Raw genomic sequence first — 25,980 nt, 5'->3', positions numbered from 1 at the left:
TCTTCAAGCTTTATCTTATATCAACTCTTAATTTAATATATGAAAGCCAAGGTTTTTGCTGTTATATTTTGTTTTATTTCCATTTCGTCGGTTCTGGCTCAGCAGGACCCCTTACGGATCATCATGATCGGTGCGCATCCGGATGATTGTGATATAAAAGGTGGAGGAACCGCCTCTTTATATGTAGCCATGGGCCATAAGGTGAAATTTGTTTCGGTGACCAATGGGGATGCGGGTCACATGGAAGAAGGGGGAGGGATGCTCGCCAAAAGACGTATTGCCGAAACTCAGGAAGTAGCCAGAAGGATGGGGGTGGAGTACGATGTACTCGACAATCACGATGGAGAATTGTTGCCAACTCTGGAAATCCGCCTTCAGATAATCCGGAAAATCCGGGAGTGGAATGCAGATGTGGTCATTGCGCCCCGTCCCAACGATTACCATCCCGATCACCGATATACCGGTGTGCTGGTTCAGGATGCTGCTTATATGGTTGGGGTACCCAATGTGGCCCCTGATACGCCGCCATTAAAGAAAAATCCGGTCTTTCTCTATTTTCAAGACCATTTTCAAAAACCCAATCCTTTTGAACCGCACGTTGCTGTGGACATCAGTCCCGTAATCGATAAAAAGATCAACGGCATGGACGCTCACGAATCTCAGTTTTATGAGTGGTTGCCTTGGATTGGCGGCTATGCAGATGAAGTTCCCGAGGGGAAAGAGGAAAGAAAGGAATGGTTAAAAGGAAAACGATTTGGCAGCATTTCCCCTGCTGTAAGAGTAAGCCTTGGAAAGTGGTATGGAGCAGACAGGGCTGAGGATGTTCAATATGCGGAGGCATTTGAAGTATGTGAATACGGTAGCCAACCGTCAGAGGAAGATCTGAAAAGGCTTTTTCCTATGCTAGGTAAGTGAGTTTTTTACTTCAATCAGCTTATTGGTAGCTGAATCGATTTACCCTAAAAACAGTAAATTTAATGAAATCGACCATGACGAGAACGCCACTCGAAGGGACAATTATTAAGTATGCGCATTATCCCGAGTCAGCTTCGGGACAGGCTATCCCGCAATTCGATACGGGACAAGTTGTGACCAATCAAAGAAAATTATAAACACATGAAGGGAAAGAATATTTTGGTAACTGGCGGTGCCAGTGGTATTGGACTAGCTATCGTTAAAAAATTTGCTGCCGCCGGAGGTAAGGTTTACATACTGGATTTTAATGAAGAAAATGGTCAAAAAGTAACCACAGGGTTAAAGGCAGAAGGATTGAAGGTAGAATTCAGAAAAATGGATGTGGCAGTCCGGCAAGAAGTGCAGCAAGTAGTGGATAGTATCGACGGGAATATTGATGTGTTGGTAAACAATGCAGGTGTCTCCCATATCGGCAACTTGGAAACTACAGAAGAAGCGGACCTTGATCGATTGTATGCCGTCAATATAAAAGGAGTATTTCACTGTTCCAAAGCAGTGATCGGCAGAATGAAATCCCAAGGAGGAGGAGTGATCATTAACATGGCCTCTGTGGCGGCTACTATGGGGATACCAGATCGATTTGCCTATTCGATGACGAAAGGGGCCGTGCTTAACATGACGCTGACCATTGCTCGGGATTACGTAAAGGATAACATTCGGTGCAATGCCATTTCACCTGCCCGGATTCATACACCCTTTGTGGATGATTATCTGGCAAAAACCTATCCAGGAAAGGAAGAAGAAGTGTTTGAACAACTGGCAGCTACGCAGCCGGTGGGAAGGATGGGAAGTCCGGAAGAGGTGGCCAACATGGCCTTTTTTCTAGCTTCCGATGAAGCGGCCTTTCTTACAGGCGCAGATTACCTGGTAGATGGTGGTTTTTGTAAATTAAAAATGTAATAACTATAAATAGAAGTAACCCATGAAATTAATTCGTTTTGGAAAAGTAGGGAATGAAAAACCGGGTGTTGTCACCGAATCCGGGAAAATGCTAGACTGTTCTGCCTATGGAGCCGACTGGACTGCCGCTTTTTTAGGTGAAACAAGCCGTTTGGAGGATTTTAAAAAGTGGTTGGCATCGAATGGCGACTCATGTCCGGAGGTAAGTGCCTCTGAAAGGTTAGGTTCGCCTGTTCCTTATCCATCTAAAATCATGTGCGTTGGGTTGAACTACTCCCTACATGCCAAAGAAAGTGGCATGGAAGTGCCCAAGCAACCGGTATTATTTATGAAAGCTACTTCGGCACTGTCTGGTCCTTTCGATCCCATTGTCATTCCAAAAAATTCAAACGCTACTGATTGGGAGGTGGAATTGGCTATTGTCATCGGTAAGAAAGCGAGCTACGTATCGGAGGAAGAGGCTATGGGCCATGTTTTCGGATACGTGCTACACAACGATGTCAGTGAAAGGGAGTTTCAATTGCAGCATGGGGGGCAGTGGGTGAAAGGCAAGAGCTGTGACACCTTTGCTCCTTTAGGCCCTTATCTGGTAACAAAGGACGAAATCAAGGATCCTCATCAGTTGCGGTTATGGCTAAAGGTAAACGGGGAAATCATGCAAGATAGCAATACCTCTGATTTGGTATTTAATGTACCTCAACTAGTTAGTTATATCAGCCAGTACATGAGTCTGCTACCGGGAGACATTATCAGTACCGGAACTCCTGCCGGAGTGGGAATGGGTTTAAAACCACCCAGATACCTCAAAGCCGGCGATGAAGTGGAGCTGGGTATTGAAGGGTTGGGTGTTTCCAGGCAGCGGGTGGAGGCTATGTAGGGAGAACTCCTTAAGACCAAATCATAAAAAGAGAGAAGGTAATATCAAATTGCCTTCTCGTTTACATTTTATTCGTCGACGTTATCGAAATATACTTTTAAATGGACGCTCATTTTTTCCCTGAAACTTGAAGGAGTCCCTTCTTTCAACTCATTCAATAAATCCCGATGTATGACGGCATTTTTAACTTCGGTTTTCCCAATGATTTGTCCGCTATGGACTAAGTTAAATATCGGATGTAGCATTTTCTGAAAGCGCAACAGCGTTTGGTTGCCGGAAATTTCGTAGAGCATGGAATGGAATTCCGCATCATACCTGTTTTTTAAAAACCGATCCTTGGTATTTTCTTCTTTTTCCACTAACGATTCCAATTTTAGGATGCTTTCCCGGGTTTTGCGGATAAAAAGTAGGTCAGCAATCCCCATTTCCAGTACAAGACGCAATTCAAAGATGTCCTGAAGCGTAGCACTGTCTAGCAACATGGGATTGAGCACACGTTCAAAACTCCCCAAAATATCCGGCTGGGTCAAAATGATGCCCCTGTTCCTTTTGGATTCTATCAAGCCCAGGGTCCTAAGTCTGGATAATGCTTCCCTTAGAGCCGTTCGGCTAACGCCCATGGATTCGGCCAGTTCTGCTTCCTTTGGGATGGCATCCCCGGGTTGTAAATTGGCTTCGGTAAAATACTCCCTAAGATTCAGTTCTACCTTGTCCACCAACGATAAAGATTGGTCGATTACCGGCTTAGGTTTAACGTTTAATGCTTTCACAAGCGGTAGTTTAAAATGAAATTCAGGGGCAAATATAATAAGTATTATTAAAATAATTTTTTAAAAGATTCCTACAAAATCATCTAAGCGAGTTTTAAACTCGCTAAAAACTAACAAAATATTGAAAAATCATGATTTAATTTAAGTTTTTATAGACTTGCATATTTGGTAATTATTGATCAAATTTAGATAAGTAATACATAATATTAAGTTGCCTTTTCCATGCAGAAGACTTGGGGTTTGTTGATTCATGTTCTGTTCGTTTTTACGCCGTTTGGGAACAATCCTCTGGAATTATTTAATAATGGCGAATGGGAAGCTAGAGGCGGATCCATCCAGCAACCCTTGTATTACCCTTACCTATGCAACAGTAAAACAGGACCTATTTCATTTCCTGTAAAGATAGATAAATCTCCTACGAATGAAGCCGTGGTAATTAATGACGGGGGAACCCTTAAGATCTTTTATATCAATCGGCCTGGAAATGCGGATAGCGTAATGGTTTTGAGAAAGACCAAAACTGGATGGGGGGAACCTGAGGGGGCTTTTCAGTTGCCGGGACAGGCATATTATGCACTGCAAGTGGTGAAATCCGAAAACGAGAACCTGGTTTGTGTTTTTCATCTTTTTGGAGAAGGAGACCAGGGGTATAGAGGAAGGCACCTTGATCTTTGGGTAAACCGGCGGGTAAACAATAAGTGGGGCACTCCTTTTAAAATTCTTGAAGGGTATGTAGGTTCCATCCGGGGGCTACAAAAACTCAAATCGGGAAGACTGTTGCTTTCTGTTGGCAAGGCGGTAACGGAAAGAGAAGCGAAACCAAGTAAAAATGAAATAGATTTTGGCTGGAATTCCATCCATACCATGTATTCTGACGATGGTGGAGCGTCATGGGTATCTTCCTCAGATGAACTTAAAATTGAAATTGACAATAGTAAAGTAACGCGGTATGGTGCTATAGAGCCTGAAATAATTGAAAGGCAAGATGGGTCCGTCTGGATGTTGATACGGACCACGCATGGCAGGTTGTATCAATCCATTTCTTGGGACCAAGGCGAGACCTGGGCAGATCCTGAAGCAACGGAATTTATTTCGTCTGATTCACCTGCCTGCCTGCTACGCTTAAAGGATGGAAGGATGGTAATTTTTTGGAACAGTTGTCAGCGTTGGGATAATCCGCAATCTTATGCAATCGGGGGAAGGGAAGTGTTGCATGCTGCTATCAGTTCCGATGATGGCCTGAGCTGGGAAGGTTTCCGGGAAGTGGCTCAATCACCTGAGCTTGAAACCAGTCAGGGAGATAGGGGTACGGCCTATCCATCAGCCGAAGAAATGGAAAACGGTAACATTTTACTGGTGACTGGTCAGGGGAAAGGAAAAGGAATCTATGAAATCGACCCAAATTGGCTGGAAGCTAAAACTCAGAATTTTGTAATTAATGATTTTGGAGATTTAAATCAGGTAAATGGCACGCAGGTTCAAGGGGTTGAACAATTGGTTTTCGGGGTTCATTATCCGAAATTGAATTCAACGGGTGAATGGGTAACAAATTTCCCTATGGCGACCGAGGGGATCCTAAAAGTGGAAATATTTCCAGGGAAGGATTTTGAGAGTGTGACGTTTGCATTGACAGACCATTTTTCTATTTCTGCTGACAGTATGGCGTCTTGTCATGCCGTTTTTAGCTATAAAGTCCAAAAGTCCGAAATAGAGCATCATTTAAGTGGAAATTCAGATTTGAAATTTGAACTGAAATGGCGGCTTGGAAATTCTGGCGAAAGTAAATTGGAAGTATCGGTAAATAATAGAACCATCGGAATCATTAAAATGAGAAGATATCCTGAGATAGGATTGAATTACCTGAGGATAGGCATGCAGGCAGCTGGCAGCACACGGCCTAGGGTAAGATCGATTGCCTTTGAAAAAAATAATGAATGAGATTTTGATGGATTTAATAATTGTTTATATTTGAATAAATAATACATATTATAAAAAAGGTAATTAACTTATTTATATGTAAATATAGTTTTAAATGGGTTGTTTATTAATATAAATACTACAAATATGCAAAAAAATGGTACTGGTTTCTTGAGAAGATTGTTCTCTACGGCTTTCCTGGTTATGCTAATAGGGCTGGGACAAGGATGGGGACAGTCCCGTATTGTAAATGGAACAGTGACGTCAGAAGAGGGGAATGCGACTATTCCCGGAGTCAACATCCTTGTAGTGGGGACCAACGTCGGTGCGGTAACCGATTTGGAAGGCAACTTCTCTTTGACGATTCCTGGAGATGATCCAGTTTTGCAGTTTTCGGCGATAGGATTTGCTACAGAGGAAATAAGAGTAGGCAATCAAACTACCATTAATGTGCAACTTTCCACGGATGTGGGAGCTTTGGAAGAAATCATTGTGGTGGGATATGGAGAGCAATCCAGAGAGAAGCTGACCACAGCGGTAAGTACGTTGGACACCAAGGTACTTGAAAATGTACCCTTGGGTAACGCAGCTACCGCTTTGCAGGGCACGGTTTCGGGAGTCAGGGTACAAACCCTAAGTGGGCAACCCGGTGCCGCTCCCAGAATAATTGTCAGAGGTGGAACATCTATTAACAATCCCAATGGTGCGCAGCCGCTTTATGTTGTAGATGGAGTGATTCGAGATGATATCCAAGGCATTAACCCCATGGACATTGAGTCCATGCAAGTTTTGAAAGATGCGGCTTCTACGGCTATTTATGGTGCTCGTGCCTCGAATGGTGTGGTAATATTGACTACTAAAAGTGGTAAGGCAGGTGCCACGAAGGTCACATACCGGTACACCATTGGTACTTCCCAATTACGAGAGAAATACGACCTTTTGTCGGCAAGGGATTATATTTATTATTCCAGATTAGGATTAGCGGCCACCGGCATAAAATCTCCATCAAGGCTTGCCCAGCTTGATGGTGCGTTTGGATATGGCATAGGAAATGACCTTACCAATAACACCGCCTATACGACGCAGTATCTGACACCTGAAAATGAATATAAGCTAAACGAGGGATGGGAGAGCATGCCTGATCCTGTTGATCCCTCAAAAACCATCATTTTTGACAATGTAGATTGGCAAGATGTGTTGTTCAGAACAGCAGTCACCCATGATCATTACCTGAACTTATCCGGTGGTTCGGAAGACGCCACCTTTAACATTGGTTTAGGTTATGCTGACATGGATGGAACCGCGATTACCACGAATTATAAACGATTTACGGCGAACATGAATGGTAGGCTGAAAGTAAGTGATAAACTCTTCGTATTCGCAGGCCTGAATTTTACCAGATCGTCAGATAATTTGGTATATAGCGAAAATAACTTGTTTGAAAGGTCCATCGCCACCCCTCCGACCGCCAAATATACGTTTGAAGACGGGACGCTGTCGCCGGGAGTCAACCGTTCTTTGGGAAATCCGGCTTACCATCTAAGCAGAAGTAATAATGATAATACCTTAACCCTTATGACCTTAAGTGGAGGAGTAAATTGGGAACTTGCACCAGGTCTAAGTTTTGAGCCTTCGGCTTCGCTGTTTTCCAGGACAAATACTGCCAATACCTTTTTAATGTCTTATCTCAACTCGCCCATTCAACTGGTGGAGGACCGGAATGCGACCGGAAGTCAGGAAAACTGGGAACAAATTCAGGTGGACGCTGTCTTTAATTATGAAAAGAGTTTCGGTGAATTGCATAACCTTAATGCCACCCTCGGATACTCACTATACCAAAGAGACAATTATCGTCTTTTCGCAGAGGGTAGGGGGGCAGCCACAGATCTCATCCCTACTTTAAATGCCTCTGGAGAGCCTGTTCAGGTTTCCAGTAGCAAAGGAAAGCAATTGATTCTGGGGTATTTTGGTCGTGCAAACTATGACTTTGATAATAAATACCTGGTTTCGGTAAGTGCCCGGTACGACGGCGCATCAAATTTGGGTTCCGAATACAAATGGGGCTTTTTTCCGGGTATTTCTGCGGGATGGAACCTGCATAACGAATCATTCTGGAACCAGCCCGGGGGGATTGATAAGTTAAAGTTAAGGGCAAGTTACGGACTCAATGGTAACCTTGGTAATCTAGGGGATTTTCAGTCACAAGGAGCTTACAGCGTAGGGTCCATTTATCAGGGAAATGCGGCGGTAGAGTACACGACCATTGCCAACCCCAACCTAAAATGGGAAGAATCCAGAACATTTGACGTTGGCTTCGACGCAAGTCTGTTTGACAATAAAATCACCCTGCTCTTTGACTATTACCAACGAGTAACTTCCAACCTTATCACTACTTTGGCGATGCCGAAGCTGACGGGATTTACCAGTATTTTGACTAATCTGGGAAGTTTGGAGAACCGAGGGGTAGAAATTGAGGTCAACTTAAATCTCGTTGAAACAAAAGACTGGATGTGGAACATTGGTTTCAATACTTCTTTTGTAAAAAATAAAATATTGGAATTGCCTGAGAATGACAATGAGAACAACAGAATTGGCGGGCATTTGGTATACGACCGGGCCGCTGGGGATTATGTTTGGAAAGGTGGTTTGCAGGAAGGCGGGCAAATTGGAGAATTATTCGGTTACCAATACCAGGGAATTTTCCCCACAGACCAGGCAGCAGCTGAAGCTCCCGCCGATATGATCATGTCCGGACCAGACCGCACACGGTTTGGTGGTGATGTTGATTGGCTGGATGTAGACGACAATGGCGTAATTGATACCCGGGACAGGGTATATATGGGGAATATCTTCCCAAAATGGACCGGTGGTTTTTCTAATAATGTGAATTATAAGGGGATCAACCTTTATTTAAGGATGGACTATACCACGGGGCATACCATTTATAATTATGTGAGGGCAAACCTGGATGGTCAGTTTGTGGGAAATACCAATATGAGTTCAAATATCTTAAGGTCTTGGGAAAATCAGGGGGATGTTACAGATGTACCTAAATTTTATTGGGCAGACCAGATAGCCCAGAGTAACTATTGGCGAGGTGATCCCAGAAATATCGATAACGGCAGAGGTAGTTCTGTAAATTATGAAAGAGGAGATTTTCTGGCCCTGAGAGAGCTTACCTTAAGCTATAATTACATGGCCGATTGGTACCGGAAGATTGGGATTGGAGGTATTAGGGTAAATCTCACAGGTAATAACCTCTACTATTTCACTGATTTTAGTGGCCTTTCACCGGAAGAAGGAGGGGCTAACAGAGGACGTTTTCCGGTTCCCCGGAATATCATGTTAGGTATCAACCTTTCGTTTTAATAAAGTCCTGATCAAACAGAAAATGTCATGAAAAATTTACTCAATAAAAAGTTTTGCTTACTTGGAATTGTTGTATTCCTTCTTCATTATTCCTGTACCGAGCCCTTGGAGCTGGCCCCGATCAGCTCTATCGGAGCCAACTCTTTTTGGCAATCTGAACAGGATGCTACCGGAGGAGTAATCGGCATGTACAACCAGTTTAGAAACATGGCTTCCAGGTCCTTGTATTATATGGGAGAGGCCCGAAGTGAGGTGATGAGTTTCGGTCTTCAAAATGCAGATTTCAGAATTAAATATTTTGAAAATGATATGAATGAGGGCAATGCGGATCTGGATTGGTTGCAAGCCTACAGAATTATCAATTATGCCAACCTGGTGATAAGAAATGTGCCGGATATTTCTTTTCCTGATGAAGACAAAAAAAATGATCTGCTGGCGCAGGCCTATTCCATGAGGGCATTTCTCTATTTTGTGCTTGCGAAAACATGGGGTGACGTTCCTTTGGTAACGGAACCTGTCGAAGGCTATGATGCGCAGACCACCTTTCAGGAGAGAGTAGCTGTTTCTGCTGTTTTTGACTTGATTAAAAGTGATCTGAATGAGGCCATCAACTTGTTTCCAAACAATGAATTTCCTGCAGGCCGGGCCATGTGGTCAAAGCCTGCGGCCAATACACTAAAAGGGGATGTTTATTTATGGACTGGTAAGACAATGGGGGGAGGAGAAGCTGATATTACCACGGCTTTAAGTGCTTTAAATGAGGCAAAATCCGCGAACCTGGGTCTTTTGGATGATTACTCCCGCATTTTTGATTTTGACAATAAAGGAAATCAGGAAATCATCTTTGCCGTACATTTCAGCGATTTTGAATCTTCTAATAACATGTATTCAGATATGTATATCAATGCATTGGATATAAGGGATACCTATGACCAGCAGACACTGGAAACGATCGGAACCCCTGGAGGATTCAATTGGTGGGCGCCATCTGCCACTATCAGAAATCAGTTTACTGAGGATGATAGCCGAAAGTCAGCTAGCTTTCTTGAAGTATTTTCCAATGAGGAGGAAAATACCTTCATTACCTCAATCGTACTGAAGGGAAAGGGCTATTCTGAGGGCGGCACCAGACGGTTCTTGGATGATATCGTAATTTACCGGTATGCAGAATTACTACTGCTTATAGCCGAAGCCAAAACCGCGCTTGGACAGGACCCATCCACAGAAATAAACATGGTTAGAAGTAGAGCCTACGGGGAAAATTTTGCAATGTATGAATTCGCCAATGGTTCTCAACAGGAAAACGATGAGGCTATTCTGCAGGAGAGGCTATTTGAATTAGCCTTTGAAGGAAAGAGATGGTGGGATCTTATCCGCTTCGACCAGGCCTTTGATAAAGTACCCTCCTTGCAAGACAGGGTGGGACAGAATTATTTGATGTTATGGCCGATAACCCTGGAGACCATCAGTCTTAATTCCAAAATAACCCAAAATCCAGGTTACGAACAATAAAAACGTTGCGGTATATTCAGCAAATAAAATACCCATGAAGGTGACCCACAAGCTCTTTTTTACCACCCTAATTTCGGTCATTCACTGCTTTTCCGGAGAATCCCAACAGGCTTCGCTAAGTGTTGAAAACGGGAAACCGATCTCTATAGGAGCATTGGTTCCCCAGCAGGTAGATGAAATCGAAGGCATGGTGATGGGGCCATTTGTCAAACTGGACAATGGAAATATCCTAACGGTCGATGGAACGGATTGTATTATTAGTAATGACAATGGGAAGACCTGGGAAAGGAGGCCGGTTTTTGAGCAACCTGAGAAATTTCTGATTTCTGATGAACGTGCGATTTTGAAGACGAGCAATGGGGTCATCATCCTCGCTTTTATGAATTTGAAGGAACGGGCCAATTGGAATTGGCAGGAGGCTATTTCTGATTCACCTGGTGCCAGGCTCCCGACTTATACTGTAAGAAGTTTGGATGGTGGTAATACCTGGCAAGACGTACAAAAACTCCACAATGAATGGACCGGTGCTATCCGCGACATGATCGAAACAGAGAATGGGAATGTGGTATTCACCTCCATGATGATGAGGCACTATCCTGGCCATCATACCGTCCTAACCTATAAATCAGGAAATGAAGGAAAAACCTGGGAAAGATCAAATATCATTGACCTCGGTGGTATTGGCCATCACAGCGGGGTGACTGAAGCCACTATCGAATCGCTTGAAAAAGGTGAATTATGGCTTTTAATGCGCACCAACTGGGGAACATTCTGGGAAGCGTTCTCTATGGATGACGGGAAAACCTGGGAGAATATCCGACCTACGAACATTGAGGCTAGTTCTGCTCCCGGGATGCTAAAAAGACTCCAAAGTGGTAGATTGATACTGGTTTGGAACAGAAGATTTCCAGAAGGCACCCGCGAATATCCCCTTAGTGGAGGAGATAATCAATGGTCGGAAGTCGCTGCAAGCAATCACCGTGAAGAGTTATCCATTGCGTTTTCTGATGACGAGGGGCATACCTGGTCTGATCCAAGGGTGATTGCAAAAATAGACAGCCTTCGAAAAATGGATCCGCCGTTGAGAAGGATTTCCTATCCCTATGTCTTTGAAATAAATCCAGGGGAATTATGGATCACTACCATGCAGGGAGGCCTAAGGGTCACACTCAGAGAGGATGATTTTATACTTTAAATCGCACATTAGTGCTAAAGCTAGCGTGACAAAAAAAAACAGATTGTACGCATATGTAGGGTTTTTTCTTGCGATTGTTGTCAGCCCTTCCTTTGCGCAGGAGTTGCTGAACCCATCTCAGGTTGTCCTTCATATAGGTAAGGGTGGGGAGAATCCCCGGAATAGCGAAGGGAGCTTTATCCAATTGGACGAGGGTAAGATTTTATTTGCCTATTCTAAATTTGAAGGAGGGGCGGGTGATCATGCAAATGCCTATATCGCTGGTCGGTATTCTATTGATGGAGGAAATACCTGGACAGATGAGGATAAAGTTATCGTTTCGAATGAGGGCGGAATGAATGTCATGTCCGTTTCTTTTCTTCGCCTACAGGATGGTGCGATTGCACTTTTTTACGCCCGAAAAAATTCGCTGGACGATTGTACCCCGTTTATGCGTCTTTCCCATGACGAGGGCCGTACCTGGTCAGCGCCGGTAGGTATTATTAATGACAGTGAAGGCTATTATGTATTAAATAATGATCGGGTGATTCAGCTTCCCGGGGGAAGACTGTTAGTGCCCGTTTCCCTTCACAAAGTAGCAGGTGAAGATTTTAGGATGCGCGGGCGAATTTATTGCTATTTTTCCGACGATAATGGCAAAACCTGGCAGCGTAGTGTGGAATTGCCAAACCCAAAGGAAGTGGTGGTTCAGGAACCCGGAGTGGTTCTACTTAAAAATGGTACGATTAAAATGTGGCTTCGGACAGATCGTGGGGTTCAATACCTCAGTGAATCTCATGATAAGGGTATGACCTGGGAGGAAGTCTATCCCTCGAACATTCCCTCACCAAGATCCCCGGCATCAATTAAGCGGATTCCTGAGACAGGAGACCTCATGCTTATCTGGAATAACAATGATGGGTCAATAGAGGAGCGCGCCTCTTTTAGAACGCCACTAACAGCTGCTATTTCCAAAGATGAAGGTAAAAGCTGGGTAAACCTTATCACAATAGAAAATGACCCTGAGGGATTCTTTTGCTACACAGCGATCTCTTTTAAGGGCAAGGAGGTCCTCTTAGGATATATGGCTGCCGAGCGTATTGGGCTTAAAGAAAAAATACCTTTAGTGCTGCGGAAAATGAGCCTGAAACAATTTTATGAATAAATGATATGGATATGGTGAAAACTAAATTGAATGGAGTGTTCAGAATACTTCTTTTGACAATGCTGGTAGCATATGGTTGCGGAGGAGATAATAAAAAGGGAGATCAGATAGCTATGGAAAGTAACCCGGAAGAAAATGATAACGGCATTAATAGGACCTTGGTGCTTAACCCAAGCGACAATAATCCCAGAAATAGCGAAGGGGATTTTATTCAACTGAAAGACGGCAGAATACTTTTTGTTTACTCGCATTATTACGGTGAATCTTCCAGTGACCATGCTACCGCCTATCTGGCTGGTCGGTATTCTTCTGATCAGGGAGAAACCTGGACAGAAGAAGATGTTGAGGTGCTTCCCAATGAAGGTGGAATGAACGTGATGTCGGTCTCACTACTTCGTTTACAGAATGGGGATATAGCTATGTTTTACCTTAGGAAAAACGATACGGATGACTGTATTCCTTATATGAGAATTTCGGAGGATGAAACCCAAACATGGTCCGAACCGAAGGCTGTTATCACAGATAATCAAGGTTATTTTGTTTTAAACAACGATCGTGTCATCCAGTTGGAAGATGGGAGGTTATTACTGTCAGTGGCCAAACATGCTGGTCCGGACATGGAATGGAGCGCTAAGGGTGATATTTTCTCTTATTATTCAGATGACAATGGACAAAACTGGCAAAGCAGTAAAGAAGTCCCCAATCCAGAGGATATTGTTCTTCAGGAGCCTGGTCTGGTTGAGTTGGAAGATGGAGCTATCCTGATGTTTATCCGGTCCAATGCCGGAGTCCAATGCTATTCTTATTCCCAAGATAGGGGTGAAACCTGGTCTACGGTGGAAAAAAGCACGTTAGTGTCTCCCGTATCTCCGGCCACCATTGAAAGAATTCCAGGTACCGGAGACCTTCTGGCTGTTTGGAATAATAATTTATCTGACGATCCGGAGATCTCCAAACTCAGAACGCCTTTAAATGCAGCGATCTCAACGGACGAGGGAAAAACATGGAAAATGACAAAAACCCTGGAAGATGATCCCGAGGGTTGGTATTGTTACATCGCTATGGAGTTTGTCGGCGACGAGGTATTATTGGGCTATTGTGCGGGTAACAGACCCGCAGGCACTGGCCTTTCAGTTACTAATGTCAGTAAAATCAGTAAGGATTGGTTTTACGAAAATTAGTTTTAATCATATAACATTAGATGGGAATGGGGCATAGGTTTTTATTTTTGTGTATGGTAATTTCGGTCAGTTTATGTGGCTGTAATTCGGATCAGACTTATGCTGGGAACACACAGCCAAATATTATTCTTATTGTTTCAGAAGATCATGGACAGGACCTGGGATCCTATGGTAATCAGATTGTAACAACTCCACATATTGACTCATTGGCAGCTAATGGAGTCATGTTTCTCAATGCCTATACCACCTATTCTGTCTGCAGTCCCTCAAGGGGCTCCATTTTGACCGGGCTTTTCCCTCATCAAAATGGTCAAATCGGGTTGGCAACCCATGGTTTCGAAATGTATAAGGCATTTGAGAACATACCGTCTTTTTTAAAAGAAAGAGGCTACAGAACCGGATGTTTGGGGAAACTACACATTAATCCGGAATCTGCATTTCCATTCGTTTTTCATGAAATTGAAAGTTCGAATTTTGCTAAGGAAAAAATGAAAAATTATGCCATCAAAGCTTCTGAGTTTATCAAATCAGGAGCAGAACAACCATTTTTTCTTATGGTCAATTTTCCTGATGCCCACTTCCCTCTATTAAGGAAGGTTGAAGGTTTACCCACAATTGAAGTTACTGGAGATGATGTCCTGGGTACCCTTCCTTTTGTCGGTGCAGATACAGAAAGACTTCGAGGACTTACCGCTGACTACTTCAGTCAGATCAATAGATTGGATGAATCCATAGGAATGCTGTTAGATTCAATAAACGCTACAGGTAAAGCAGAAAACACCTTAATTATTTATCTCAGTGATCACGGCGCTCAGTTTTCAAGAGGTAAAACCACCAATTATGAAGCAGGGTTAAAGATACCTTTAATCCTAACCTGGCCGGAGGGCTTAAGCGGAGGGAAGGTGATCGGGGATCAGATGGTATCTGTTATCGACATATTCCCGACTATCATCGATGCTGTTTCAGCTCAGCCATCCCGAGAGTTGCCGGGAAGATCACTGATAAAGATAGCCGATGGCCAATTGACTGGACATGAGTATATCTATGCAGGAGGGATGATAGGAACAGCAAAATATTTTTATCCTAGAAGAAGTGTTCGGGGTAGTAGGTATAAGTTGATTCATAATTTGTTTAGTGGTGAGCCAGATCCCTATTTCCCGGTATATACTGATCATATTTACCCGACGGTTTTGTCTGGTACCTCGAGGGAAGAAATAGCTTCATTGGCGGTTGAACTTAAAGATGTTTATGATAGATGGGAGAATCCACCGGTTTATGAACTATATGATCTGGAAAATGATCCGTGGGAGTTTAACAACTTAGCAGATGATCCCAATCATCAGGAGGACTTGGAGAGGTTAAAGACTGTTCTTAATGATTGGCGGGTGAATACCAGCGATCCCTTTATGGATTCGGTGAATTTTAATAAGATCAGAGCGGAAGTTGACTCAATAAACAAGTATTACCCGGATCATAGCTATCAAAAAGATACAGCCTTTCATTGGGAGTATCCTGACTATTTTGGAGATTATGTTTTAAATACAAAGTAGGAGATTAAAAGTTTCAGGAATGGGTAAGCATGGAACAAAACCTATCGTGAGTACCGAATGAGAATTATTTGTGTTTCTCTCTTTACATAAACTTTTAGGTTGTTCAGAATCAAGGCTAGCAAAGGAAAACTGTCTTGCAATTGGGTCTAAATAAAAATCGGGCTGAATTCAGTGATGGAATGGTGGCAAACAAGCCCCAGGAGTACCAGACTGTTAATTCCTCCTTGTGCGAGTTGTTTGAGGGTATTGGTGAAAAATTGATTTAAGTGCAAAAAGAAGAGGAAAAACGAAGAGAATGAAACCTTTACTAAGACAATGGCTTGAAGTAAATAATGCGAAATTTCCCGAAGAAGGAATTATAAAGCATGAAAAAAATCAACTTAATTTATTTAATAGTGGTTAGCAGCCACTTTCTGGTAAGCATGGAGTGTATGTACGCACAATCTTCTAAAAGTAGCGATATCCGTATGGTGTTAGAACTAAATCCGGGCGAAAACAACCCCAGAAATAGTGAAGGAGATTTCATCCGCTTGAATGACGGTAGGATCATGTTTGTTTATACCCATTTCACCGGCCGATCAGCCAATGATTTTGGTTCTGCGTATTTGGCGGCGAGGTATTCAGAAGATGATGGTCAAACCTGGACGAGTGAAAGCGAGACAGTAGTCTCTAATGATGGGGGAATGAATGTGATGTCTGTTTCTTTATTAAGGCTACAGGATGGAAATATTGCCTTGTTTTACGCCCGGAAAAACAGTATAAATGATTGTATTCCCCTAATGCGGATTTCTAAAGATGAAGGGGAAACCTGGTCAGCCCCCAAACCCTGCATTACAGATAGGAAGGGGTATTTTGTGCTCAATAACAATAGGGTACTACAGCTGGACAATGGCCGGCTGATTATGCCTGTTGCATTGCACGAGACTTTGGAAGGAGACGAATTCAACGATAAAGGGCGCTTGTTTACCTATTTTTCAGATGATAATGGGGCAACGTGGCAGGCGGGGAAAGAGGTAAGGAACCCAAAAAAAGTCACCTTACAGGAGCCTGGTCTGGTTAGCTTAAAAAGCGGGAAATTAATGATGATCATCCGTACTGATGACGGTGTCCAATTTGCCGCCTATTCCAAGAACTCAGGAGAAAAATGGACGGCTGCAAAAGCCACGGATATTCCGTCCCCGCTTTCACCGGCCACAATTACTAGGATCCCGTCCACAGGAGACCTGATGATGGTTTGGAATAATAATGGGGTGAAAAAGGGATTGTACAAAGGAAAACGGACACCATTAAATTTAGCCATCTCTAGAAATGATGGAAAAACCTGGGAAAACGAAAAAGTGTTGGAAGATGATCCCGATGGCTGGTATTGTTATACCGCTATCCAGTTTGTCAATGAGGACAAGGTGTTGTTGGGTTATTGTGCCGGTAACAGGGCGCAGGGCACTGGCCTGTCCATCACTAAAATAGCGCTATTGGACCTTGCCTGGATTTATAGTGACTAAGCATCGTTGTGGTTTATTTCGATCGGGGATTTTGGCATCAAACATTAAATTAAATGAATTAATGCATCTTATAATAGTAGTGTTTTTTCTTAAAGTATTACCACTGACGGTCGTCGGAAATCATTTCGATAACCATTCTGCAATTCATTTAGGTTTAAAAGTTGAAACCGGTCTGTTGCAGGAAAAGAAATTAAAAGTGGTGGCTTTTGGTAATTCCATTACAGCAACAAGGAAAACCATTCGCCAGGTTTATGCACAAAGGCTGCCAAAAATTTTGGCTAAAAGCGGGTTGACGGCTGAGGTGATCAACGCTGGTGTACCGGGAAGTCATACCGGTAGTGTCTCAGACCATTCCCTGTTCAAGATACAACACGGTAGGGACAGAATTAATTCTGACGTATTGGCCCATCATCCCGACTTGGTGATCGTAGGCTTTGGGACGAATGATGCCCACATTGATGGCGAAGACCCCGAAGGTCCATCGCGGATTCCGGTAAAGGATTATGAGATGAATCTGACTTCTATGATAAGAAAATTTCAGGAAAATGGAATTAAGATTATCCTTTTGGCGCCCAATCCATTAGGGGATAAATTCCCCGATTATCAAAATGACAGGTTGATACTGTATGTAAATACAGTAAGGGCACTTTCCAGAAAATACCAAACCGGATTAGTGGATAATTTTAAATTATTTATGGAATATCCTAAAAACGCAGGTATACCAATGGACGATTTATTATTGGATGGCATACACCCCAATGATTTAGGCCATCAATTAATAGCCGGGGCATTGGGAAATGAAATCATCCGAATAATAAATTAGGATTTAAGAGAAATATATGTCGAATCTATTTCCCATTACGACCATTCGCGGGTCAAAACCCGGTCCTGACGGACTTATCATTGCCGGTGTCCACGGTGATGAATATGAACCAATCAGGGCTGTAGTACAACTTTTAAAAGAATTGAGGAATACCTTGCTTTGCGGGTCTCTGACTTTGGTGCCCATAGTAAATATAAGTGCCTACCTGACTGCCTCACGGCTGGGAGAGGATGGCCTTGACCTTGCCAGAACCTGTCCCGGAAACAAATCCGGAAGCATCACAGAAAAGGTGGCCCATGAAATCAGCAATTTGATTAGGAAGACTGATTTTCTAATTGATATGCATACAGGTGGGAATTTATTTGATATCTCACCTTTATCCGGATATATGTTGCACCCTAATTTGGAAGTGCTGGAAACCCAGCGGGCTATGGCTGAAGCATTTAATTTACCCATTATTTGGGGCACAAGTCCGGAACTGAATGGAAGAACCTTATCAGTGGCCAGAGATGAAAATGTTCCGGCCATCTATACGGAGTACAGAGGAGGAGGATTTTATCCGGAAGGAATTACGGATTTAGCAGACGGGTGCAAAAATGTATTGGCCTATTTTGGAATGCTGCCTTTAGAAAAAGGGGTTTCCAAAGTAGCGCTTATCATCGAAGACAATCATCCGGGAAGTGGTCATTTGCAGGAAATGTATCCAGCCCCGGAGGAAGGAATCTTTGTTCCAGAGGTTAAATTGGGACAAGAGGTTAAGCGAGAAGAAATCTTGGGACATATCTGGGACTTTACCGGAAAGAAAAAAACCGACATCTTCGCCCAGCAGGAGGGAACAGTTTTTTTGATCAGGGCAGTGCCTATGGCCAAAAAAGGGGATGCCCTGGCCGGGATTTTATCGAGTGTAAATAAAGATTAGCATGGAGGAATTGGATCGTTTTCGGCCTAGAGTCATTATCATTACAGGCGCTTCCCGGGGAATTGGCAGGGCGGTAGCGCAAAAATTCGCTTGCAAGGGAGATTTTATTGCTTTGGTCGCAGACCAAAAGGATGAATTAGAAGAAAGCGCGGCCCTGATAAAAAACGCCGACAACTATCTCCTACTTCATGGAGATTTGGCCGACGATGACTTCCTAAAACAAGTGGTGGATGATACCCTTGCCAAATGGGGAAGGATCGATGTTCTGGTCAATAATGCAGCATGGAGAACTCTGGAAACCCTGAGGACCATTTCCTTGGAAAATTGGGAGAAAACGCTTAAAATCTGTCTCACAGCACCGGTATTCTTGAGTAAGTTAGTGGCTGCTAATATGGAAAAAAATGGGTCCAAAGGTGTGATTATCCACATCAGCAGCATCATGGCAGACAGAGCCGGAGGGACCAGTCCTGCTTATGTTGCTTCAAAAGGAGCGTTGCTCAGTATTACCTATGAAATGGCCGCTTTGTATGGTCCTTCCGGTATCCGGGTAATTGCCATTTGTCCTGGTAATGTCCACACCAGGATGAGTCAGGATTTTACCGATAGTGAAGGTGAAAATATCAGTGAGGGTCTGGTAGGCGATATGGAAAATTTGACTCCGCTGCAAAGAAGTGCCACCCCAGAGGAAATTGCCAACGGGGTGTTTTGGCTTTCATCTGAAGAAGCCTCTTTTGTAACAGGAACCTCCCTGGTGATTGACGGCGGATTCACACATAACTTTAGCAGTTATAAAAACAAACATTCACAATTTCCCAAAGAGTTTTGAAAGGAATCTGGAAGTACAAAAATATCATGGATCTGCCAGCGGAGCTCCCTCCATTTAGTTTGGGAGAAGGTAGCACACCCTTAATACAATCTAAAAATATAGGTCCGAAAATGGGTATGGACAATTTATTTTTTAAGCTGGAAACCGCGAATCCCTCCGGATCTTATAAAGATCGCTTTGCGGCTTTTGCCATTGCCGAAATTCTGGATAAAAAAAGTAAAATCTGTTTGGCTACAACCAGTGGGAATACCGGGGCTGCGCTTGCTGCCTATGCGGCTGCGGCTGGTTTGCCTTGTAAAATTGCCATTGTGGAGGGTGCTCCCGAGGGAAAGCTAAAGCAAATGAGAGCTTATGGGGCAAAGTTATTCATGATAAAGGGTTTTGGAATTAGCAGTGAAATAAGTGAAAGGGTGTTTGACAAGCTCGCAGAATTGGCCAAGCAAAACCATACCCGGATTCAGGTAAGTGCATTTAAATATTGCCCGGTAGGAATGAAAGGCGTGCAATCCATCAGTTTTGAATTAGCAGAGGACATGCCCGAAGCGGAAAATATATTTGTTCCCGCAGGAGGAGGAGGGCTGGCACTGGCAGTGGCCAGAGGCTTCCAGCTTTGGAGGCAAAGATACCCTGGTTTTGAAGTTCCCAGGATACATTGTGTTCAACCTGAAGGCAATAATACCATTGCTGGCAATTTAAGATTAGGCCTGGATTATGCCCAACCCGTAACAGATGCCGCTACAAAAATTAGTGGGTTGCAGGTGGCCAATGTAATCGACGGGACTGATACGTTAAAAGCTTGTAGAAATACGAAAGGTAACGGTTACTTGGTGACGGATGAGGAAGTGTATGAATGTCAGCGATTACTTGCTGAAAAAGAGGGGGTTTTCGCGGAGCCTGCCGGCGCCGTTTCTCTGGCAGGCTGGTTGAAGGCTGTCCGGTCAGGGGAGTTGAAATCCAGGGATAAGTCCGTATGCATCGTTACGGGAAATGGGTTCAAAGATCCCCCCTCTACAGAAAATTTGATAAAAATGAATCCTGTAAAATACCTGGATGATGAAAAAACAATGGATCACTATTTTGGACTGGAATGATTGAAATCGAAATAATAACAAAATAACATGAATGAAAAACTAAAAGGGGTATGGCCTGCGATGTTAACCCCATTGAATGAAGAGGGAAGGCCAGATATAGGTCAGTTGGAAAAGTGGTTGGAAGTCCTCATTTCACAGGGGATGGACGGGCTATATTTGCTTGGATCCACAGGCCAGGGTTTTTTATTGAGTGAAGGCGATAGAAAGAGGGTCACAGAGGTGTCGGCAGCCGTCAACAGCGGAAGGGTTCCGATTATTGTTCAGGTAGGTTCCATGACTACTAATGAATCGGTAAGACTGGCGAAACATGCAGAAAGCTGTAAAGTAGATGGAATTTCCTCGGTTGCTCCGGTTTATTACGGTTCTTCTGATGGCAGCTCTGCCATGGCGCTGAAGCATTATGAGGAAATTGCCAAATCCACTGATTTGCCCTTTTTTCCCTACCAATTAGGATCCACGGGTTTTTCAGATGGGCTGGTGGGCTTTGTCAATAAACTACTCCAACTTCCCAATATGGCTGGGATGAAATTGACCACTAATAACCTACTGGAAATCAGTACTATTTCGTATAGTTCACGGGGAAAGTTAACCCTTTTCAGTGGGGCGGACGAGTTGATGTGCCATGCGGCACTTTGTGGTACTTCTGGTGCTATTGGTTCTTTTTATAATTTATTTGGTCCGGAATGTCGGTTCGTTCGCAATTCCTTTTTAAATGGCAATGTTGGGCTTGCAACAGACTTTATGCTGGTTTTTCAGGAGATGATTGCAGAGGTATTGCCCAATATATGGACCTTTTTCAGACAGGCCATACAATTCAGGTATACCGTGGATATCGGGCCAGCTATACCCCCGGTGGGGAATACCAACAAGCCCTGGGAAAAAGAAAAAATCGAGGCTTTGGTAGAATTAATTATTGATGCTTCCAGGATTAAAGAATCCCAACACTCCAAATGAAAAAAACAAACTATTCCCTACAGGAGATGGAAGAAAAGCTTTACGTGGCGGTAATCTCGGATGCCTTGGATGGTCTGGGGTTTACGGCTCAATCTCCGGACATCTCCTTTTCCATTCATACAGGAAAGGTTAAACTAGTAGGACGGTGCAAAACCACCCTTTGGTCTGACCTGTACCATATGGATCCCAACCCCTATGAACTGGAACTGAAGGCCGTGGATGACTGCCAGCCAGGTGAAATTTTCATTGCAGCAGCAGCAGGTTCTAATCGATCTGGCATTTGGGGAGAATTATTATCGACCGCAGCGCGTAACAGTGGCTGTACCGGAGCATTAGTGGACGGGAGCATTCGTGATATTTCCAAAATCAACGATATGGGTTTTACGGTTTTTGCCAAAGGGAAACGGGTATACGATAGCCAAAACCGACAGCGGGTAATTGATATCGATGTCCCGGTTGAAATTGGCGGGGTCCGGTTCTGCCCGGGAGATTTGGTGTTCTGCGATGAAGACGGGGTAGTGGTCATACCGCAAGAGGTGGAGGAAGCTGCCATTGAAAAAGCCATGTTAAAGGTAAATGCTGAAAACATCACCCGGGATGAAATTAAAAAGGGGATGAAAGCAACGGATGCCTATAAAAAATATGGTGTATTGTAAATCGATCTATTTATGGGCTTAACAAAAGCCTTTTTTTAAACCAATTAATTATGAAGAAAGAAGTTATTTCGGGGGAAGGAGTACCTCAAAGTTCCTTGCCATTTTCTCCGGCTTTAAAATTAAATAACCTTGTTTTTGTCTCCGGACAAGCTTCTGTGGATGAAAAGGGAAACATTGTGGAAGATGACTTTGAAGGAGAGGTACGAAGGTCTTTTGAAAATGCCCGGAAGATTCTGGCTGGCGCAGGTCTGGATTTTAGTCACGTGGTTCAAGTCAGAAATTATGTTGCCCGGCAGGAGGATCTGGGCCAATTCAACCAAATCTATAAAGAATACTTTCAATCCCCTTACCCTGCCAGGACCACGCTGATCGGGTGCTTGGGAACATTGTTGAAATTTGAAGTTGATTTGATAGCCTATGCAGAATAAACAGCCAAAACGGATCGGTATTATGGGTGTTTACCATGAGTCCAATACGTTTTTGGAGAAACAGACTAATTGGGAGGATTTCCAAAATGGTCATCTGCTTTACGGCCAATCCCTTATTGAAGAATACCGGGATGCCTATCATGAGATCGGAGGAATGGTGGAGGTGCTGGATAAGGAACCGGATTTGGAGATCGTTCCGTTGTTTTACGCAGAAGCCACCCCTGGGGGAACTATTTCGGGGGAGGCAGCAGACCGGTTATTGATGGAAGTGAAAACTTCCTTAACCGATGCAATGCCTTTGGATGGATTAATGGTGGTGCCCCATGGTGCGGCTGTCAGTGCCTCCTATATGGATTTTGATGGTCACTGGCTGAAAATGGTCAGAAAAATGCTAGGACCAAACGTTCCTATCATCGGGACCATTGACCCACATTGCAACTTAAGTGATGCCATGGTGAAGGCCGTGGATGCCTTGATAGCTTATAAGACCAATCCCCATGTAGACCAGAGAAATGTGGGAATAGAGGCGGGAAGGCTGATGATAGACACCTTAAGCGGGAAAATCCAGCCTACCATGCAGGCCGTCCAAACCAAGGTAGCCATCAGCATTGAAATGCAGCATACCGGTTCCAGCCCATGTAAAGAACTGTATCAACTTTCCTCAAGAATAGGCAGCAGGCGTAAAATTTTGTCGGCAAGTGTCGTTCTGGGCTTTCCTTATGCCGATGTTCCGGAAATGGGTACCAGTTTTATTGTAGTTGCCGATGGTGACGAGATGTTGGCTCGAAATGCGGTGAATGAATTGAATGAGTATATTTTTAATAACCATTCGAAATTTTCAGGGGACAAAATCGGTCTCGATCAGCTTCCAGATGAAATCCGCAAAGCGCAGAAGCCTCTCCTATTATTAGATATGGGGGATAACGTGGGGGGAGGATCCCCCGGCGACAGCACTTTCTTATTGGGAATGTTGGAATCACTGACAGGGCAAAGGAGTTTTATTTGTATTTATGATCCGGAAGCGGTTAAGATTATCAAGGAAAGATCGAGTAACGACCCTTTTCTTACCTTAAGTATAGGTGGAAAGACCGATCAGCTGCATGGAAAGCCGGTTGAAGTTTCTGTGGAATTGATTTCCCTGGTGGAAGGCAGATTTTCTGAAAAAGAACCCAGGCATGGAGGGCAGGTCAATTTCAATATGGGAGAAACAGCCATTGTAAAAACCAAATCGGGAAATACGCTGATGCTTACTTCCCTGAGAACAGTACCTTTCAGCCTTCAGCAACTTTTGCATTTCCACATTGATCCGTTTCAATTTGACATCATTGTTGCCAAGGGAGTTCATGCTCCATTGGCTGCCTATCAGTCTGTTTGTAAAAGTATTATTCGGGCAAATACCCCAGGAGTAACCCGGGCGGATATGATTAATTTACCTTATCAGAACAGGAGAAAACCGTTATATCCCCTAGATGATTTAGCTTAAATTAAATGATGCATACCCCAGATAGAAAGTCACTTCCCGACCCAAAAACCACTCATTCAGAGCAGATACTCGAATTGAAATACTATACCGAAGGTCCGGCTGTTGATCATAAGGGTTCCTTTTATTTTACCGATTTGGCAGGTAAGGGAATTCGAAGTTTCCACGGTGGACGTTCATTGGTTTGGGGGAAGGGAGAAAGACCCAATGGGCAAGCCATTTTGCTCAATGGAGATCATTTGGTATGTGACAGTTTTTCTGCCTGCGTTTTGAAATACAGTGCGAATGGAAAACTATTGGGTAGCGTTTCCCCGGAAACCATTGAAGGACATCAGGTTCTTTGCCCCAATGATATTGCTATTGATCCGGACAAGGGTTTTTATTTTACGGATTCTGTCAGGAAGGAAGGAATGGTGTATTTTGTTGGGTGGGACGGATCAGCCAGAATCGTGGCCAAGGGAATAGATTTCGCAAATGGCATCGTTTTTCAAAAGAAAAAAAATGTTTTATGGGTAGCTGAAAGTTATAAAAACAGGATTTTAAAAGTGGATTTAAATGCCCATTCTAAAGATGCCGATTATATGACCGTCTTTGCATCTCTGCCATTCAATAAAAACAACACAGAAACCGGCAACCTTCCTGATGGGATGGCTTTGGACAGGGAGGGCAGGCTTTGGATTGCCCACTATGGGATGCAGGCTGTTCAGGTACTTTCTGAGACCGGAGAGCTTCTGGCAACCTATGATTCCGGCATCCCCCTGACAAGTAATCTATGTTTTGTAGGGGATGAAATCTGGATAACAGGAGGAATTGCAGAGCCGGGTCCCGGAAGGCTGGCAAAAATGAAGGTAGGAATTGAAGGGTATTCCCTTTTGTAAATCGAAAAACTTCTTATATGATATCAATAGGGATTATTGGAGCAGGAAATTTTAGCGTCAAGCATATTGAGGCCATAAGAAAGTTACCTAGCCTTCGGCTAAAGGCGATTTGTAGACGAGATCCTCTCGCCTTGAACCATCAAAAGAAGACTTATGGTGTAGAGGGATATACGGACTATAAAGAGCTGCTGGAGGATCCCACCATCGATGCGGTATTGATTGCTACACCGCATCACCTCCATGCAACAATTGCAATTACAGCCGCAGGTGCAGGGAAACATATATTATTGGAAAAACCGATGGCTTCTACATGGGAGGATTGTCTGGCAATAAATGATGCCTGTGAAAAAAACAACGTGAAGTTGATGCTTGGACAGGTAGCGCAATTTTCCCCGGCCTTCGTAGCAGCCAAGAAATACCTGGAAGCGGGTGAACTGGGCGTTATTCATATGGCGAGGGCTACTTCGGTTTCCTTTTGGAAACATGCAGAGCGGCAGGATTGGCACTTAACGAAAAACACCGGTGGTGGGTACCTGTTGTCCGTGGCAGTTCATCAGCTGGATTTGCTTTGTGCTTTGATTCCATCCCGAGTGCGAGGGGTATATGCGATGATTTCCAATCGTTTTCACCGGGATGAAGTTGATGATGGCGGCATCATTATCTTGAAATTCAGTGACGGACAGCAGGCTTCTTTACATTTCTCTGGATTCCAAAACGGGGTGAATCAAGTGGATGCAGAATTGTATGGAGCAAATGGGATAATTAAAATTAGTCATTCCCAGGGGACTTATCTGGGGAAAAACCAAAAATGGGAATTATTACCTGAATCCTATACCGAAAACTGGATGGCGGATGCTCTGGAGTCCGAGTGGAAAGATTTTGCCCGTGCGATTGAGTTAAATCGGCAGCCCAAGGTGTCCGGAGAACACGGTTTGTATGTAATGGAGGTATTATTTGCCGCTTTAACCTCTTCAGTATCCGGCAAGGAAGTTGCCCTACCCATAAATTTTAAATCAAATTCAAATTAACCCGA

22 protein-coding genes are annotated in these 25,980 nt (G+C 43.7%); 21 read left to right on the top strand and 1 reads right to left on the bottom strand.

Annotation, left to right across the window (positions count from 1 at the left end):
- Nucleotides 1-39 precede the first annotated feature (39 nt).
- From GKS34_RS06310 to GKS34_RS06300, 3 genes are all read left to right on the top strand, one after another.
- Entirely contained in the window at nt 40-915 is an 876-nt protein-coding gene (locus GKS34_RS06310) for a PIG-L deacetylase family protein (protein WP_163383964.1), read from the top strand.
- Nucleotides 916-1,116: 201 nt separating this feature from the next.
- Nucleotides 1,117-1,875: an SDR family NAD(P)-dependent oxidoreductase gene (locus tag GKS34_RS06305; RefSeq protein WP_163383963.1), complete on the top strand. Its 759-nt coding sequence runs from the start codon at nt 1,117-1,119 to the stop codon at nt 1,873-1,875.
- Between the two features lie 22 nt (nt 1,876-1,897).
- Nucleotides 1,898-2,752 (top strand): fumarylacetoacetate hydrolase family protein, encoded by an 855-nt coding sequence (locus GKS34_RS06300; RefSeq protein ID WP_163383962.1) that lies wholly within the window; start codon nt 1,898-1,900, stop codon nt 2,750-2,752.
- Nucleotides 2,753-2,820: 68 nt separating this feature from the next.
- Here the strand turns inward: GKS34_RS06300 and GKS34_RS06295 are convergent, their stop codons facing one another.
- A complete protein-coding gene (locus GKS34_RS06295; RefSeq protein WP_163383961.1) occupies nt 2,821-3,522 on the bottom strand; it encodes a FadR/GntR family transcriptional regulator in 702 nt (233 codons plus the stop codon).
- 222 nt (nt 3,523-3,744) lie between these two features.
- On the opposite strand from GKS34_RS06295, the gene GKS34_RS06290 reads away from it, so the two are divergent.
- From GKS34_RS06290 to GKS34_RS06205, 18 genes are all read left to right on the top strand, one after another.
- Entirely contained in the window at nt 3,745-5,460 is a 1,716-nt protein-coding gene (locus tag GKS34_RS06290) for a sialidase family protein (protein WP_163383960.1), read from the top strand.
- 126 nt (nt 5,461-5,586) lie between these two features.
- Nucleotides 5,587-8,808 (top strand): SusC/RagA family TonB-linked outer membrane protein, encoded by a 3,222-nt coding sequence (locus GKS34_RS06285; protein WP_163383959.1) that lies wholly within the window; start codon nt 5,587-5,589, stop codon nt 8,806-8,808.
- Between the two features lie 27 nt (nt 8,809-8,835).
- Nucleotides 8,836-10,320 carry a RagB/SusD family nutrient uptake outer membrane protein gene (locus GKS34_RS06280; protein ID WP_163383958.1) on the top strand — a complete coding sequence of 495 codons (1,485 nt, stop codon included), beginning with the start codon at nt 8,836-8,838 and terminating at the stop codon, nt 10,318-10,320.
- 34 nt (nt 10,321-10,354) lie between these two features.
- The gene (locus tag GKS34_RS06275) at nt 10,355-11,515 is read left to right on the top strand and encodes a sialidase family protein (protein WP_163383957.1); all 1,161 of its coding nucleotides are present in this window, start codon (nt 10,355-10,357) and stop codon (nt 11,513-11,515) included.
- Nucleotides 11,516-11,558: 43 nt separating this feature from the next.
- Nucleotides 11,559-12,659, top strand: coding sequence for a sialidase family protein (locus GKS34_RS06270; protein ID WP_163383956.1), 1,101 nt, complete (start codon nt 11,559-11,561; stop codon nt 12,657-12,659).
- Between the two features lie 11 nt (nt 12,660-12,670).
- Nucleotides 12,671-13,840, top strand: coding sequence for a sialidase family protein (locus GKS34_RS06265; protein ID WP_163383955.1), 1,170 nt, complete (start codon nt 12,671-12,673; stop codon nt 13,838-13,840).
- Nucleotides 13,841-13,893: 53 nt separating this feature from the next.
- Nucleotides 13,894-15,390 (top strand): sulfatase family protein, encoded by a 1,497-nt coding sequence (locus tag GKS34_RS06260; RefSeq protein WP_240459212.1) that lies wholly within the window; start codon nt 13,894-13,896, stop codon nt 15,388-15,390.
- 365 nt (nt 15,391-15,755) lie between these two features.
- Nucleotides 15,756-16,892, top strand: coding sequence for a sialidase family protein (locus tag GKS34_RS06255; RefSeq protein ID WP_163383953.1), 1,137 nt, complete (start codon nt 15,756-15,758; stop codon nt 16,890-16,892).
- A 61-nt stretch (nt 16,893-16,953) separates the two neighbouring features.
- Nucleotides 16,954-17,715: an SGNH/GDSL hydrolase family protein gene (locus tag GKS34_RS06250; protein WP_163383952.1), complete on the top strand. Its 762-nt coding sequence runs from the start codon at nt 16,954-16,956 to the stop codon at nt 17,713-17,715.
- A 16-nt stretch (nt 17,716-17,731) separates the two neighbouring features.
- Complete coding sequence (locus tag GKS34_RS06245) at nt 17,732-18,634, top strand: succinylglutamate desuccinylase/aspartoacylase family protein (protein WP_163383951.1); 903 nt, start codon at nt 17,732-17,734, stop codon at nt 18,632-18,634.
- Between the two features lies 1 nt (nt 18,635).
- Nucleotides 18,636-19,460: an SDR family NAD(P)-dependent oxidoreductase gene (locus GKS34_RS06240; RefSeq protein ID WP_163383950.1), complete on the top strand. Its 825-nt coding sequence runs from the start codon at nt 18,636-18,638 to the stop codon at nt 19,458-19,460.
- Nucleotides 19,461-19,486: 26 nt separating this feature from the next.
- Nucleotides 19,487-20,551: a pyridoxal-phosphate dependent enzyme gene (locus GKS34_RS06235; RefSeq protein WP_262888550.1), complete on the top strand. Its 1,065-nt coding sequence runs from the start codon at nt 19,487-19,489 to the stop codon at nt 20,549-20,551.
- 27 nt (nt 20,552-20,578) lie between these two features.
- Nucleotides 20,579-21,505, top strand: a complete 927-nt coding sequence (locus GKS34_RS06230; RefSeq protein WP_163383948.1) for a dihydrodipicolinate synthase family protein — start codon at nt 20,579-20,581, stop codon at nt 21,503-21,505.
- Nucleotides 21,502-22,161 carry an RraA family protein gene (locus GKS34_RS06225; RefSeq protein WP_163383947.1) on the top strand — a complete coding sequence of 220 codons (660 nt, stop codon included), beginning with the start codon at nt 21,502-21,504 and terminating at the stop codon, nt 22,159-22,161. The genes GKS34_RS06230 and GKS34_RS06225 overlap by 4 nt, the downstream gene beginning before the upstream one ends.
- A gap of 50 nt (nt 22,162-22,211) precedes the next feature.
- Nucleotides 22,212-22,589 (top strand): RidA family protein, encoded by a 378-nt coding sequence (locus tag GKS34_RS06220; protein ID WP_163383946.1) that lies wholly within the window; start codon nt 22,212-22,214, stop codon nt 22,587-22,589.
- Nucleotides 22,579-24,072, top strand: a complete 1,494-nt coding sequence (locus tag GKS34_RS06215) for a M81 family metallopeptidase (RefSeq protein WP_163383945.1) — start codon at nt 22,579-22,581, stop codon at nt 24,070-24,072. Before GKS34_RS06220 ends, GKS34_RS06215 begins: the two co-directional genes overlap by 11 nt.
- Before the next feature lie 5 nt (nt 24,073-24,077).
- Nucleotides 24,078-24,947, top strand: a complete 870-nt coding sequence (locus GKS34_RS06210; RefSeq protein ID WP_163383944.1) for an SMP-30/gluconolactonase/LRE family protein — start codon at nt 24,078-24,080, stop codon at nt 24,945-24,947.
- A gap of 17 nt (nt 24,948-24,964) precedes the next feature.
- A complete protein-coding gene (locus tag GKS34_RS06205; protein WP_163383943.1) occupies nt 24,965-25,975 on the top strand; it encodes a Gfo/Idh/MocA family protein in 1,011 nt (336 codons plus the stop codon).
- The last annotated feature ends 5 nt before the right edge of the window (nt 25,976-25,980 follow it).

Source organism: Cyclobacterium jeungdonense, from assembly GCF_010994275.1.
GTDB classification, from domain to species: domain Bacteria; phylum Bacteroidota; class Bacteroidia; order Cytophagales; family Cyclobacteriaceae; genus Cyclobacterium; species Cyclobacterium jeungdonense.
This window is presented reverse-complemented; position numbering and strand designations above follow the sequence as displayed.

Bases quoted from the DNA above. Each gene is read 5' to 3' on its own strand.
- GKS34_RS06310 (WP_163383964.1), top strand. From the start codon at position 40: ATGAAAGCCAAGGTTTTTGCTGTTATATTTTGTTTTATTTCCATTTCG.
- GKS34_RS06305 (WP_163383963.1), top strand. From the start codon at position 1,117: ATGAAGGGAAAGAATATTTTGGTAACTGGCGGTGCCAGTGGTATTGGA.
- GKS34_RS06300 (WP_163383962.1), top strand. From the start codon at position 1,898: ATGAAATTAATTCGTTTTGGAAAAGTAGGGAATGAAAAACCGGGTGTT.
- GKS34_RS06290 (WP_163383960.1), top strand. From the start codon at position 3,745: ATGCAGAAGACTTGGGGTTTGTTGATTCATGTTCTGTTCGTTTTTACG.
- GKS34_RS06285 (WP_163383959.1), top strand. From the start codon at position 5,587: ATGCAAAAAAATGGTACTGGTTTCTTGAGAAGATTGTTCTCTACGGCT.
- GKS34_RS06280 (WP_163383958.1), top strand. From the start codon at position 8,836: ATGAAAAATTTACTCAATAAAAAGTTTTGCTTACTTGGAATTGTTGTA.
- GKS34_RS06275 (WP_163383957.1), top strand. From the start codon at position 10,355: ATGAAGGTGACCCACAAGCTCTTTTTTACCACCCTAATTTCGGTCATT.
- GKS34_RS06265 (WP_163383955.1), top strand. From the start codon at position 12,671: ATGGTGAAAACTAAATTGAATGGAGTGTTCAGAATACTTCTTTTGACA.
- GKS34_RS06260 (WP_240459212.1), top strand. From the start codon at position 13,894: ATGGTAATTTCGGTCAGTTTATGTGGCTGTAATTCGGATCAGACTTAT.
- GKS34_RS06255 (WP_163383953.1), top strand. From the start codon at position 15,756: ATGAAAAAAATCAACTTAATTTATTTAATAGTGGTTAGCAGCCACTTT.
- GKS34_RS06250 (WP_163383952.1), top strand. From the start codon at position 16,954: ATGCATCTTATAATAGTAGTGTTTTTTCTTAAAGTATTACCACTGACG.
- GKS34_RS06245 (WP_163383951.1), top strand. From the start codon at position 17,732: ATGTCGAATCTATTTCCCATTACGACCATTCGCGGGTCAAAACCCGGT.
- GKS34_RS06240 (WP_163383950.1), top strand. From the start codon at position 18,636: ATGGAGGAATTGGATCGTTTTCGGCCTAGAGTCATTATCATTACAGGC.
- GKS34_RS06235 (WP_262888550.1), top strand. From the start codon at position 19,487: ATGGATCTGCCAGCGGAGCTCCCTCCATTTAGTTTGGGAGAAGGTAGC.
- GKS34_RS06230 (WP_163383948.1), top strand. From the start codon at position 20,579: ATGAATGAAAAACTAAAAGGGGTATGGCCTGCGATGTTAACCCCATTG.
- GKS34_RS06225 (WP_163383947.1), top strand. From the start codon at position 21,502: ATGAAAAAAACAAACTATTCCCTACAGGAGATGGAAGAAAAGCTTTAC.
- GKS34_RS06220 (WP_163383946.1), top strand. From the start codon at position 22,212: ATGAAGAAAGAAGTTATTTCGGGGGAAGGAGTACCTCAAAGTTCCTTG.
- GKS34_RS06215 (WP_163383945.1), top strand. From the start codon at position 22,579: ATGCAGAATAAACAGCCAAAACGGATCGGTATTATGGGTGTTTACCAT.
- GKS34_RS06210 (WP_163383944.1), top strand. From the start codon at position 24,078: ATGATGCATACCCCAGATAGAAAGTCACTTCCCGACCCAAAAACCACT.
- GKS34_RS06205 (WP_163383943.1), top strand. From the start codon at position 24,965: ATGATATCAATAGGGATTATTGGAGCAGGAAATTTTAGCGTCAAGCAT.